This window comes from Haloferax sp. ATCC BAA-644 (genome assembly GCF_000336975.1).
Lineage (GTDB): Archaea > Halobacteriota > Halobacteria > Halobacteriales > Haloferacaceae > Haloferax > Haloferax volcanii.
In genome coordinates this window covers 1-12,062 of record NZ_AOLF01000017.1, presented here as the reverse complement: position 1 = coordinate 12,062, position 12,062 = coordinate 1, and the positions used below count along the sequence as shown (strand labels likewise).

The following is a 12,062-nucleotide window of genomic DNA, read 5'->3' as shown; positions in this document are numbered from 1 at the left end:
GGAAGAGAGGAGTGAGACGGCGTTATTCGTCGTCGCCCTCACCGAAGGCGGCGGCGACGTCGCCCTCGCCGGCGACGACCTTCGCGTTAATCTGGACGGTCTCGTCGGAGACCTCGCGACCGCGGACGGTGACGCGCTTGCGCTCGCCGTCGCGGGACGGCTGGTAGCCGATGCCGTCTTCGGCGAGGATTTCCTTGAGCGCGCCGCCGGGCACGTCGGGGTGCATCGGTCGGCCGGCCTTGTCCGAACCGCCCGTCAGTTCGAGCGTGAAGCCGTCGAGACCGACGGCCGCGCCGTCGACCTCGTCACCGAGGTCGCGGCCGAGGAATCGGTTTGCGTCCTGTCCTTCGACGTCGACTTGGTAGGTCGCACCGGAGTCGGGGTCGGCGACGACGACCATGAATTCTGCCATGCGCGGATGAAAACGGTCGCGGATAAAAAGTACGTCGAAAGCGCGTCTCGGGGGCGCACCCACCGAATCGGGGTGAAACGGCCGAATTCGGCGTCGTCAGGGAGAACGGAGAGCCTAGGTAAGAGTTAACATTCAACATAGCGTACCCCGTAACATGAGCAAGGATATCGACACTCGTGGGGTCGTAGCCCTCGTCAAAGCCAAATCGAGGGCGCTGGTCGGCCCCGAGCCGACGGACCTCGTCGAACGACGCCCGGCGGAGTTGGTCGAGCGCCGGACAGAGGCGTTGGTCGAGGCGGAGCCGACGACGCTCGTCGAACCCCGGCCGACGACGCTCGTAAAACAGCGACGCCACGAATGTCCTACCTGCGGCTACAAATCCGAAGAGGCCGTTCACGAACGAATCTGCCCGGAGTGCGGCGGGACGCTTCGCAACGCCGGCACGGGTCGGGACTGAGTCGCAAGCGGCGGAGTCCACGAGGAGGCACAGACACGACGTTCGCGGTGGTTCGTGCTCGCCGCGCCGAGAGGACAGAGACGGCGCTGCGGCGGGTTAAAACCCGTCTTCCCACCGGAACGTGCCGTTCCGCTGGACGACCTCGCCGTCGACTTCGATGCGCGAGTCCTCGCTCATGTCGGTTATCATGTCCGTGTGGACCGCGGACTGGTTGCCGTCTTCGCCCTCCGGGAGACACGCGCCGTAGGCTCGACCGACCGCGAGGTGGACGGTGTCGCCCATCTTCTCGTCGAAGAGGATGCTGTCGGTAAAGCGGTCGATGCCGCGGTTCATGCCGATGCCGAGTTCACCGAGTCGGCGCGCGCCGTCGTCGGTGTCGAGGATGCCGGCCAGCGCGTCCTCGCCCGCGGCCGCGGAGAAGTTCACGACCTCGCCGTCCTCGAACGTCAGGTGGACGTTCTCGACGCGCTGGCCCTCCAGCGTCATCGGCACGTCGAAAAACACCTCGCCCTCGACGGCGTCCTCGACGGGCGCGGTGAACACCTCGCCCGACGGGAGGTTGTGGGAGTCGTAGGCGACCGACGCCGCGGAGTTGACGGCGGTCCGCCCCTCGATTGACATCGTGAGGTCGGTGTCGGCCTTGACGATGCGGACCTCCGACCCGGCGTCGAGCACGTCTTTCATGTTCGCCATCTCCTCTGCGAGTGCCGACCAGTCGCGAAGAATCGCGTCGTAGACGAAGTCGGCGTACTCCTCGAAGGACATTCTCGCCTGCTGGGCCGCCGCGCGGGTCGGGTGAACCGTCGAGACCCAGTCGGTGTCCATGCGCGCCTCTTTGACCTCGCTCGTGGCGCGGCCGTAGGCCTGTCGCGTCTCGGTCGGTACGTCGGCGGTCGCCGCCGTGTTACGGGTGCCGCCGAGGAAGAGCACCGAGTCGGCGGCCTCGTAGAGGGCGAGTTCGTGTTCGGGGAGTTCGAAGTCGCCGTCGTGCGCGCGGAGGTACGCCCGCTGGACCTCCTCGGAGGCGTAGGTCGTGACGACGTTCGCGCCGCGCTCGCCGAGGGCGTCGCCGACGGCGACCGCGAGGTCGTGAGCCCCTTCACCGACGGAGACGACCACGTCGTCGCCGGCCTCGATTCGCGCGCTCCAGTCGACGAGCGTCGCGGCGTGCTCGTGGATGCGTTCGTCCATACGCGACCCTCGCGCGGGGCGGTGAAAACGTCGGCGGCTGCGGGCGCGAGGCCATCCACCGCGACCTCGCTGCGGGCCGACGCGGGGGGGTTCGGCGGACGTGCCGAGCGTTACAGAACCCTTATCGCCCGATATTTACCATTCTCTCCCGTGACTTCCATCGCACTCGCCACTTCCGAGGACCTCCCGGGACTCGTCGACGACGACGCCCCGTTCCTCGCGGCGCTCCGGGAGCGAGACGTGTCGGCGGAGCCGGTCGTCTGGTCCGACGAGTCGGTCGACTGGAGCGACTTCGACGCCGTGGTCGTCCGGTCGATTTGGGACTACTACCGGCATCCGAGGGCCTACGCCGCGTGGGTCGACCGCCTCTCCGACGCCGACTGCGCGGTGTGGAACCCGCCGGCGACGCTGGACTGGAACAGCCACAAGTTCTACCTGCGGGATCTCGCCGACGCCGGCGTCTCGACGCTGCCGACCGAGTACGTCGAACGCGGCGGCGACGTGTCTCTCGAAGCCGTCTTCGAGACGCGGGGGTGGGACGAACTCGTCGTCAAGCCCGCCGTGAGCGCGGGCGCGTTCGAGACGAGACAGCTGAGCCGCGCGGAGGCCGCCGACGCCCAGCGATGGGTGGACGACCTCGTGGCGGAGAAGGACGTGCTAGTACAGGAGTTCGCGCCGGACATCGAAGACGGCGAGTGGTCGCTCGTCTTCTTCGGCGACGCGTTCAGCCACGCGGTGGTCAAGCGCCCCGAGCCCGGCGACTACCGCGTCCAAGAGAAACACGGCGGGAGCGTCCACGTCGAGGAGCCGAGCGAGACGCTGCTCGACAACGCCCGGCGCGTCGTCGACGCCGTCTCGGCCCACCTCGGCGGCGATCCGCCGCTGTACGCCCGCGTCGACGGCGTGGAACGCGGCGACGACTTCCTCCTCCTCGAAGTCGAACTCATCGAACCCGAACTGTTCTTCCGGACCGACGACGCCGCCGGCGACCGACTGGCCGAGGCGCTGTTGGCGCGGCTCTGAGCGGGCGGCCGGCTCCGGCGGTATCTCCTCGGCGGACGGCCGCGCACGCGCCAAACCACAACCACTACCACCCCCCGCGGACGATGCCGACGCATGCAACTAGGCGTCATCGGCCTCGGCCGGATGGGGCGCATCGTAGTCGACCGAGTGCTCGATGCCGGGCACGAGGTCGTGGCCTTCGACCTCTCGGCGGAAGCCGTCGCGGCGGCCGCCGACGCGGGTGCCGAACCCGCGGACAGCGTCGCCGACCTCGTCGACCGGCTCGGCGACGACAAGCGAATCTGGCTCATGGTCCCCGCGGGCGACGCGGTGGACGCGACGCTCGACGACCTCGACCCGCACCTCGACGGTGACGACGTGGTCGTCGACGGCGGCAACTCACACTTCGAGGAGTCCGTGCGGCGCGCCGAGGCGTGCTCGGCGGCCTACCTCGACTGCGGAACCTCCGGCGGCCCCGCCGGTGCCGAACTCGGCTTCTCGCTCATGGTCGGCGGCCCGGAGTGGGCCTACGACGAGCTGTCTCCCGTCTTCGACGCCGTGGCGACCGGCCCCGCCGGCCACGGCCACATGGGCGACTCCGGCTCCGGCCACTACGTGAAGATGGTCCACAACGGGGTCGAGTACGCGCTGATGCAGGCGTACGGCGAGGGCTTCGAACTGCTCGCCGAGGGCCGCTACGACCTCGACCTCGAATCGGTCGCGCAGACGTGGAACAACGGCGCGGTCATCCGCTCGTGGCTTCTCGAACTCTGCGAGGAGGCGTTCCGCGAGGAGGGAAGCGACCTCGGCGACGTGGACGACCACGTCGCGGGCGGCTCGACGGGCACGTGGACGGTCCAGGAGGCGCTCGAACAGGAAGTCCCGGTCCCGCTCATCTACCAGTCGCTCGCCGAGCGGTTCGGCTCCCGCGCCGACGACCGCTTCTCCCGCCGCCTCGCCAACCGGCTTCGGTACGGCTTCGGCCGTCACGAGGTCGCGCGGAAGGACGACTGAGACGGTCGTCCCCGGCGAACTGCCCCGGCGCGACCGCGACGACCGCGACAGACACCTCGGCCCTCGATATTGTGGGAACCCGCGTGAGACCCGCGTCTCGGCGGTGAAATCGACCGCCCGCGGGTGCCGCCACAATCACAATTTCCTTAACCCCTCCCTCCATATCCGCCGGTATGGCAGTCATCAGTCTGGTGGGTGTCGGGGCCGGATTGGTCCTGGTACTCCTCGCCGTCGCCCTGCACTACTCGAAGGGCACCGGCTGGGAGCCGACCGCCGACATCACACAGGAGGTCCTCGAACGCCGCGCGGCGACCGTCGCAGAGACCGACTTCCCCGAGCCGATGAACCGCTCTATCGGGGGCGGCGGCGGCGTCGCCGCGGTCGGTGGCGGCGAAGAGGGCGCCGAACTCGAAGGCGAGGAGGCGGAAGAAGAGCCGAGCCCCGCCGACATGCCCGAAGACGAAGTCGAGTACTTCGAAGTCGAGTTCGTCAAGCAGGGCGAGACCATCGAGCTGGCGAGCAACGAGACGGTGCTCGACCAGGGCGAAGACGCCGGGATGGACCTCCCCTACGCGTGCCGGCAGGGTTCCTGTGTCTCCTGTGCCGCGAAGATTACCGACGGCCCGGCCGAAGAGTACATCACGCACCACACGCAGGAGACGCTCTCCGACGAGGAGATGGACAACGGCTACACGCTGACCTGCGTCGCCTACCCGAAGGCCGACTTCGCCATCGAGACCGGCGAAGCGCCGTAACGCGACGACCGCAACCACCCACCTTTTCTCGCGACGCCATCCGTTCGTGAGCCGTCATCGCCGCTTCTGCGAATAGCTCCCGCATCGTCGGATGCGGTCGGTTACGCGGGAATCGCTCCCGCCCGCCGCCGACGGTCTCCTCGGGCGACGACGCCTATCGACGCTTTCAAACGGTCTCCGCGTGTCTCACCTGTTCAGTGTCCCTCCCCGAAGGAGGTTCCCTCACCGAAGGCGACCTCAAACGGCCGATGTTCGAACTGGCGTGGCCGATTATCGTCACCGAACTCCTCCAGGTGGCGTACAACCTCGCGGACACCGTCTGGCTCGGCCGGCTCTCGACCGACGCCGTCGCCGCCATCAGCCTCGCGTTTCCGCTCATCTTCCTTCTCATCTCCGTCGGGGGCGGCTTCACCGTCGCCGGCAGCACGCTCGTCGCGCAGTACACCGGCGCGAAAAGCGAGGGCTCCGCCGGGACCGTCGCCGGACAGACGCTCACGTTCATCACCGTCATCGCCGTCGTCGTCGGCGTCATCGGCTTTTTCGCCACCGACGCGATGCTCGGCGTCCTCCCGAGTTCGGAGGCGACCGCCGGGCAGGTCATCCCTCTCGCCGGCGACTACATGCGCGTGTTCTTCCTCGGCCTGCCGTTCCTGTTCGGCTTCTTCGTCTTCTCCGCGCTCATGCGCGGCTACGGCAACACCCGCGCCCCGATGGTCGTGATGTTCATCAGCGTCCTCATCAACGTCGTCATCGACCCGGTGTTCATCTTCGGCTTCGACGCCAACCCGCTGTTTTCGATGCTCGGAGTTGAGGGCCTTCAGGCCGAACTCTTCGCCGCCACGGGTTTCGACGGCTTCAAAGTCGCCGGCGCGGCGTACGCGACGGTCCTCTCTCGCGCCGTCGCCACCGTTATCGGCATCTACGTCATCTTCGGGACGAGCGCCGGCCCCGACGTACAACTCGCCGACTTCCGCCCGCAGTTCGAGTACATCAAGCAAATCGTCGATATCGGCGTCCCGAGCGCCATCGAGCAGTCCGCCACCGCCCTCGGTTTCATCACCCTCACCGCGATGGTCGTCACCTTCGCCCCCGAAGTCGTCGCCGCGTTCGGCCTCGGCAACCGTCTCACGTCGCTCGTGTTCCTCCCGGCGCTTGGTCTCGGCCGGGCGACCAACACCATCGTCGGCCAGAATCTCGGCGCGGGGAACCCCGACCGCGCCGAGAGCGCCGTCTGGCTCGCCGCCAAGGTCGGCGCGAGCGTCATGCTCGCCACCGGCGTGCTCGCGTACGTCTTCGCCGAACCCGTCGTCGCGTTCTTCCTCCAGACCGGGACCGCCTCGGCCGCCCAAACCATCGACCTCGGCGTCGAGTACGTCCGCATCCGGGCGTTCGAGTTCGGCTTCATCGGCGTCCTCCAAGTCGTCCTCGGCGCGTACCGCGGCGCGGGGAACACGAAGACCGCCCTCGGTTTCTCGCTGTTCGCGCTCTGGCTGGGCCGCGTGCCCATCGTCTACCTGCTTTCGTTCCAGTTCGGCTTCGCCGAGACGGGCATCTGGCTCGGAATGGCCGTCGGACAGATTCTCGGCGCGATTGCGGCCACGGCGTGGTTCACCCGCGGGACGTGGAAACACAGCGTCGTCGACGCCGACGCGACCGGAACGTAATCGGCCGCCGGCGCGGGTTCCACAACGGTTTTACGTCGGTGCCGTGTAGCTCTCTCCGCTGAGGGCCCGTAGCTCAGTGGACAGAGTGCTTGGTTCCGGACCAAGATGTCGCGGGTTCAAATCCCGTCGGGTCCGTCCAAATTTTTGGCGTTTTCTATATGTAGAAAACGTCCGACTCACGACTGCTACCGGCTGGTCTCGTCGCGGGTATATATATTCGCGAGCGGGGGCCGAAAAAGAGTCCACCACGAAACGGAACGCGGGTTGCCGCCGTCTTGCGGTCTGGCGGGACAGACGGGGTGGTCTGCATGATGCTGCTCGACTCGGAGAGCCGAAAAGAGCAGTTGCCTCAACTGCGGGTCACACGTCACCCGCGACTTCCGCCGCGTCTACGGTGACCGCGAGGACCGCGCGCACCGCTGTCACGAGTGCGACACGCTGGTTCGCCTACAGCGCGGTTCCGCGGGCGGTCTCGACGTTCCGATTCCGGACCCGTGGGACGGTGCTCCCGGTCGGCACGGCGGTGACCCGGAGCGGTGGCAATGACGGTTCGCTGTCCGTCCTGCAGTCGTGAGAGTGACTGCATCTTCCGCTGTGAGTACTGCGGCCGCGATCTCGCGGAGGAGGACCGGCGGTGAGTTCCGTCGCGAGCGCGCCCCACGAGACGCGCGGCGATCTCCTCTACGGCGAATACGGTTCGTCGCCGTACTGGGCGGTTCGTCAGCTGTACAACCACATCGACGGCGGTATCTCGAAAGTCGAAGTGGAGGTTCCGCGCCTCGAGGAGGACGGAACCGAGACGTGGGAAGTCTCGATGGGCTTCCACCAGTCGGGTCTCTCACCACGCGAGGCAGACACGGTGAACTCGCTTCTCGAGTACGACATCAACGCGTACGGTGAGGGAGAGCGGAAGCTTCCGGTCTGTGTGCAGCCGAGACTCGCGTGGTCCGACGAGAACCGACCTGACAGCGTCCCTGCGACGCTTGGGCCAGCCACGAACGTCAAACTGCAGAACGTCGTCAATCTCGAGTTAGACGAGATCCCGCACGTCTTCAAGTGGGTGATGCGCCGAGTCTGCGAGAAGGTCGGGTTCGACTGGTCGCGCAAGTACTTCGCCGAAGACCCACACAAGTTCTCGACGATAACCCAGCACGAACGCTACCTTCGGATCGACCGCGATCAGGCGAAGAAACTGGTTCGACGCGACGGCGTCTTCATGCGCCTGTTCATGCTCTCGGCCGATATCGAGGGTTCGCACGTCGTCTACGATTCGAACAACGAGGATGTAGTCGGCTACAACCACCAGCTGCGACTCGATCGGTCGGCAATCACGGATCTCTCAGCACCGTCCTCGAGGACTGCAGCTGAAGCACTACCACCCGCAGTACGTCCGTGAAAGTTCGGACGGTGATCCGCTGTACCATCCGAAACTCGGCGCGCTGTACAAGAAGAACCTGAACCGCGATCAGGCGGTCGCGTGGGACGACCGGCACGATCTGGTTGGTGACCTGGAAGAGAAATTACTGAACGTCCTGTCGTGGGCGGACATCCCGACCCGACCGGGAATGTGGTTCGTCTCGGACGACCACTTCAATGCGGTCGCGTCCGGCCGGACTATCGCGATGTGGGACGACCCGACCCCGCAGATCGAAGCGTCTCAGGACTCGGTCATCATGCGCACGCTCTCGCGGCTCACCGACGCGGACCACGACGTGCTCGAGCACTTAGCACTCACCGACGGTGGGACGAGAGTCGGTGAGTTGGAGGATGCGACCGGCTGGTCTTCCACGACGATCTACCGTGTTCTGCAGCGGCTCTCGGGACTCCTCGAGAACGACGGCGGAGTCGTGAAGTGGGTCTCCTCGAAGATAGCGCAGGAAGTGCGCGAGCTGGTGAGCATCGCTGACGACGTGGTGGACTCGGTCGCCGGTCGGATCGAGAACGTACTGAACGTCGACCCCCGCGACCTGGAGCGGTCTGGTCGTGCGCTGCAGAACTGGCTGAACCGCTACGGCGCGGAAATCGTCGCTGGGATGGACAACCGAGACGACCGCGTACGGATTCGTATCCGGACAGTGCTCACTCAGTCGAAGAACTCCACGGCGACCGGCGAGTACCTGCCCGACGTGCTGGAGGAAGGATACAGCGCGTGGTGCGACGCCGGTCTCGACTCCCGGCGGTTCCTCAACGCGATTGTGACCTATGACCGGGCGTACGGTCCCGTGCAGAACACGGTTACTCGGAAGCACCTGTAGCCGGTGGCCCTCTGAGTGGCAACGCTCTCGGTCGGTTCCTTCTTTTATATACTACTCCGCTGTTTTCGGCCGAACCCTGTTTTCGGGTGGAGTCTCGATTCTCCGTGAGCGACCGTGCTCGAGGAGATCGAGCGGGTGCTGTCCCGCTCGGCGGGAAAGCCCCCTTAGGGAGTGTGACTAACGTCACAACTGTGGAAAAATAACCTTCCGCCTCCGCGCTCCAGTTGATGCACGCGAAGGGGGGCTCGGAACGTCGCGCCTATTCGGGCGACGCGTAGCGCCCCATTTATATTCAATTACTGTAGACTCGGAGTAGTGAGCGACGAACTCCCCACCGCCAAAGAGATCTTAGCGACTCACGAGCTTGTGGAAGAGCATTGGGATCTCAAGTATCGTGGGACGCGCGTCGCTGCCCCGAGGTTGAAATTCAAACGGCTACTCAGAAGAGTTTCAGAGTCCGAACCGGTGTACCCCCGCGCCGCTGCACTTCTGCGCGAAATCGCAACGGAACACTACTTCGAAGACGGAAACAAGCGGACTGCATGGCTGACGATGCGCGACTACTTGGACCGCCACGGGGAGAAGCCAGCAGACACAGGAGAGACTGCGGTACAGGTGATGAAGCGAATTCGCCGTTTCGACACCGAAGAACTCGCTATCTGGCTGGAAACAGGAAATCTCGATCACGATAAACTCGAGCCGTGAACCACGGAAAGACTCAAGCCGATCTACTTCATTGATTTATTCAATCAATGAGTCTCTCTCACCCCGACGAGGAATCCGACGACCACGAAGAGCGGATTGCTCGGTTCATCGAAGAGGACTTCGAGCTGCTCGACGCGCTTCACGAGTAACTCCCGAACGAATTTCCTCACCTGTTTTGAACAGCAGTAGAAGACTGAGCGGCAGCTGTTTCCAGAACCAGTCGCGTCTTTCAGAGTGACCTTTGACCCACGTCGATCTCGCAGCCTCTCGAGCACCGGCACACCCCAATTCGAGTCCTCACCGAGGACCGACCACCACCGGAACCCCGCCAAATCGAACCATACTGTAAGTAATTATACGCCGCCAGGGGGGTGTGTGGTGGTGGTCGTTTCTCGAAGTGTACGCGGCCTAGTAATTTCACGGTCTATACCGACCACGGCCTGTATTCGTAATAGGTGACTTTGGAGATAGAACTAAGTAGGGTTGGGTGGCCGGTGAGGTGTCAGCAATGGTATTCCGAAAGCTCCGAAACCACGACGGCACCCCGCTTGTTGCACTCGACCGTGACGATCTCGTCCTCGACGGCGTCATCGTTGCCGATGAAGACGAACGCGAAGAACAGAGTATGCACGTTCAACGACTCGGCAAAGGAGTCTACGTCGTTCGGCCGGTGCCGGAGGACGGCCCAATCCAGCCGCTCCACGAGACTGAGCTGCTGCAAGGGTTGGTCAACTAAAATCATCCTCGAGAAACGATTTCTGATCCAATATTCAAATCCTACTTATCGTACAGATCTAGAATATGCTCTTCTTGAAATCCCATCCCAAGAATAATACGCTGAATCTGTTCATCTTGGTCGGCCTTGAGATTCGTATCGAGAACAGCTAATATGATGCCTGAAGATAATGCTCTTAATAGACTCATATGAAAACTTATGAATTCAAGAATACGATCCACACTGATTGAATATTCTTGTCCATCTACAGTAAATGTCATCGGCGGAGGGCTTTGACCGTCTACTTCACCAAAGTCAACCCGGTAATCTGCATGGGCTATTGAATTTCTGATAGAGTTAGCATTTGGATGTCCAGATATACCCATGAAATCTGCAATATTCGTGTCAGTTCCCTTGAATTCTATATCTTTGGCAGAGTTTTCATCTTGGGATAAGATCACCAGCGCGTTGAGAACATAGTCATACGCGTCGTTAAGATCTCGTGAATCTGCGGTCCCTCGCAACTGATTCATTGCGTCGATTGCTTCACCTTGCAAATTCTGGAAATATTTTTTATCTCCGTTTGAAAGATAGAGTCGATCTCGCCAATTCTCAGGATCTCCTTGATGGGATTTGCACAAGTCAATCAGAGTAGCAAGTTGATACCTGTGTGGTCCTTCTAATTCCTGGACAAGCATTGGTGCAAATAGGTGGATTGCAGTCCTTTTAGTGACGTAGCCAGGGCCACCCTGATTCTCAAGCCAGCTCATCCATTGATTAAACAGTATATGATAGAACTTACTCCGATCAAAGAATGTCGAAAGAGAAGTAACTAATTCATCTGAAGTAAACGGGTCTCTGAACTCTTTAGGGGCGGTTTTGGCTAAATATAGTGGTACAAGCGCAGAATCGGTCACTACCCTTTGGTGCCATTCATTCCTGAAATTAATAGACCAGATCGGATCGAGGATCTTTTTCTCTATTGGTGATTCAATAAAGCCGATATCATCCAGTTCGCTCATCACCCCTATATGTCATTTGTAAATAATTAATCTACTGATTACTGGGTGAGTGACTCGATGGATCCGCATCCCACGCCGTGACTCTCCGGGGTCAGACGCGAATGTATACAGCATCGTCGATGTATGCACCTATGCCGAACTTGTTGATAGCAACCGTGCATAGATTCGAACCAGGTTGCAGGGTAGCTGTCACAGTTGCAGCCACCGTTCGCTCAAAGTACTAAAAGGACCGACGGTTCTTCACCTGAAATACACGCAGAACAACCCCTGGTGCATATATTTCATATCTTGATTTGGTGCTAGAATATTTGTCTGAGTAATTCAAGTAACCGCTCACGGAGCGCGATGACTTCAGACTTAAGCACTTCTCCAGATTTATGATGCGCCATCCACCGTCTCTCTGCTCCATTCATACTCTCAATCTTTGAGATAGTCTTCTGGTCGATTTCGGCGTTGGCTTTCAGCTCAGAAACCACAGTATTTCTGCCCTTGGCGAAATTGTATAGGTTCCCATCCTTCTCTCTTTCAATGATATCGATTCCACAATCATCTTCCAAATATGCTATCGCAGCCCATTCAATTGCGTGTATATATGAACTGAGCGCCGGATGAAGTAGGTCGGCTTTCAGACATTCGTCACCTTCAGACAAGTGATCGAGAACTTCTGAACCGTACTTAGAACCAGCAAGCTCAGTAGTAATTTCCGGATTGAGTTCGGCGAGCGAAAGATCTGTTTTCGAATCCTGACGAGACTTCAGTCTTCTAATGAAATCCTGTAACCGGCACTGTCTAGTTAACCTCCTGAGCTGGCGTTCTTTCGTCGAGCGACTGATGCGGTCGCTGAAAATTATAGTAATGAACGAACACTGC

12 protein-coding genes, 1 tRNA gene and 2 pseudogenes are annotated in these 12,062 nt (G+C 61.8%); 11 read left to right on the top strand and 4 right to left on the bottom strand.

Annotated features, from left to right (window positions below; translation table 11 throughout):
• Positions 1 to 22 precede the first annotated feature (22 nt).
• On the bottom strand, positions 23 to 412 hold the full coding sequence (locus C458_RS08015) for a 30S ribosomal protein S6e (protein WP_008574690.1): 390 nt from the start codon (positions 410 to 412) through the stop codon (positions 23 to 25).
• A gap of 154 nt (positions 413 to 566) precedes the next feature.
• On the opposite strand from C458_RS08015, the gene C458_RS08010 reads away from it, so the two are divergent.
• Positions 567 to 869, top strand: a complete 303-nt coding sequence (locus C458_RS08010; protein WP_008574689.1) for a rubrerythrin-like domain-containing protein — start codon at positions 567 to 569, stop codon at positions 867 to 869.
• A gap of 96 nt (positions 870 to 965) precedes the next feature.
• On the opposite strand, the gene C458_RS08005 is transcribed toward C458_RS08010, so the two are convergent.
• Positions 966 to 2,060, bottom strand: a complete 1,095-nt coding sequence (locus tag C458_RS08005; protein WP_008574688.1) for an aminopeptidase — start codon at positions 2,058 to 2,060, stop codon at positions 966 to 968.
• Positions 2,061 to 2,210: 150 nt separating this feature from the next.
• On the opposite strand from C458_RS08005, the gene C458_RS08000 reads away from it, so the two are divergent.
• From C458_RS08000 to C458_RS17820, 10 genes and pseudogenes are all read left to right on the top strand, one after another.
• On the top strand, positions 2,211 to 3,083 hold the full coding sequence (locus tag C458_RS08000) for a RimK family alpha-L-glutamate ligase (protein ID WP_008574687.1): 873 nt from the start codon (positions 2,211 to 2,213) through the stop codon (positions 3,081 to 3,083).
• Positions 3,084 to 3,176: 93 nt separating this feature from the next.
• On the top strand, positions 3,177 to 4,076 hold the full coding sequence (gene gnd / locus C458_RS07995; protein WP_008574684.1) for a phosphogluconate dehydrogenase (NAD(+)-dependent, decarboxylating): 900 nt from the start codon (positions 3,177 to 3,179) through the stop codon (positions 4,074 to 4,076).
• Positions 4,077 to 4,249: 173 nt separating this feature from the next.
• Positions 4,250 to 4,831 carry a 2Fe-2S iron-sulfur cluster-binding protein gene (locus C458_RS07990; protein ID WP_049896652.1) on the top strand — a complete coding sequence of 194 codons (582 nt, stop codon included), beginning with the start codon at positions 4,250 to 4,252 and terminating at the stop codon, positions 4,829 to 4,831.
• Positions 4,832 to 5,028: 197 nt separating this feature from the next.
• Positions 5,029 to 6,495: an MATE family efflux transporter gene (locus C458_RS07985; protein ID WP_333782711.1), complete on the top strand. Its 1,467-nt coding sequence runs from the start codon at positions 5,029 to 5,031 to the stop codon at positions 6,493 to 6,495.
• A gap of 62 nt (positions 6,496 to 6,557) precedes the next feature.
• Positions 6,558 to 6,630 (top strand) — tRNA-Arg (locus C458_RS07980).
• 173 nt (positions 6,631 to 6,803) lie between these two features.
• A pseudogene (locus C458_RS18715) lies at positions 6,804 to 7,041 on the top strand (hypothetical protein).
• Positions 7,042 to 7,129: 88 nt separating this feature from the next.
• Entirely contained in the window at positions 7,130 to 7,891 is a 762-nt protein-coding gene (locus tag C458_RS18710; protein ID WP_239638739.1) for a hypothetical protein, read from the top strand.
• A 169-nt stretch (positions 7,892 to 8,060) separates the two neighbouring features.
• Entirely contained in the window at positions 8,061 to 8,750 is a 690-nt protein-coding gene (locus tag C458_RS18705; RefSeq protein ID WP_239638738.1) for a helix-turn-helix domain-containing protein, read from the top strand.
• Positions 8,751 to 9,065: 315 nt separating this feature from the next.
• Entirely contained in the window at positions 9,066 to 9,455 is a 390-nt protein-coding gene (locus C458_RS07970; protein WP_008574678.1) for a type II toxin-antitoxin system death-on-curing family toxin, read from the top strand.
• 508 nt (positions 9,456 to 9,963) lie between these two features.
• A complete protein-coding gene (locus C458_RS17820; RefSeq protein WP_192815235.1) occupies positions 9,964 to 10,191 on the top strand; it encodes a hypothetical protein in 228 nt (75 codons plus the stop codon).
• A 41-nt stretch (positions 10,192 to 10,232) separates the two neighbouring features.
• Here C458_RS17820 and C458_RS18085 read toward each other — a convergent pair whose 3' ends face one another.
• Together C458_RS18085 and C458_RS18075 are read right to left on the bottom strand one after the other, a co-directional pair.
• Entirely contained in the window at positions 10,233 to 11,192 is a 960-nt protein-coding gene (locus C458_RS18085) for a hypothetical protein (protein ID WP_152418122.1), read from the bottom strand.
• Between the two features lie 789 nt (positions 11,193 to 11,981).
• Positions 11,982 to 12,062: pseudogene (locus tag C458_RS18075) on the bottom strand (integrase core domain-containing protein); the annotation flags it as partial.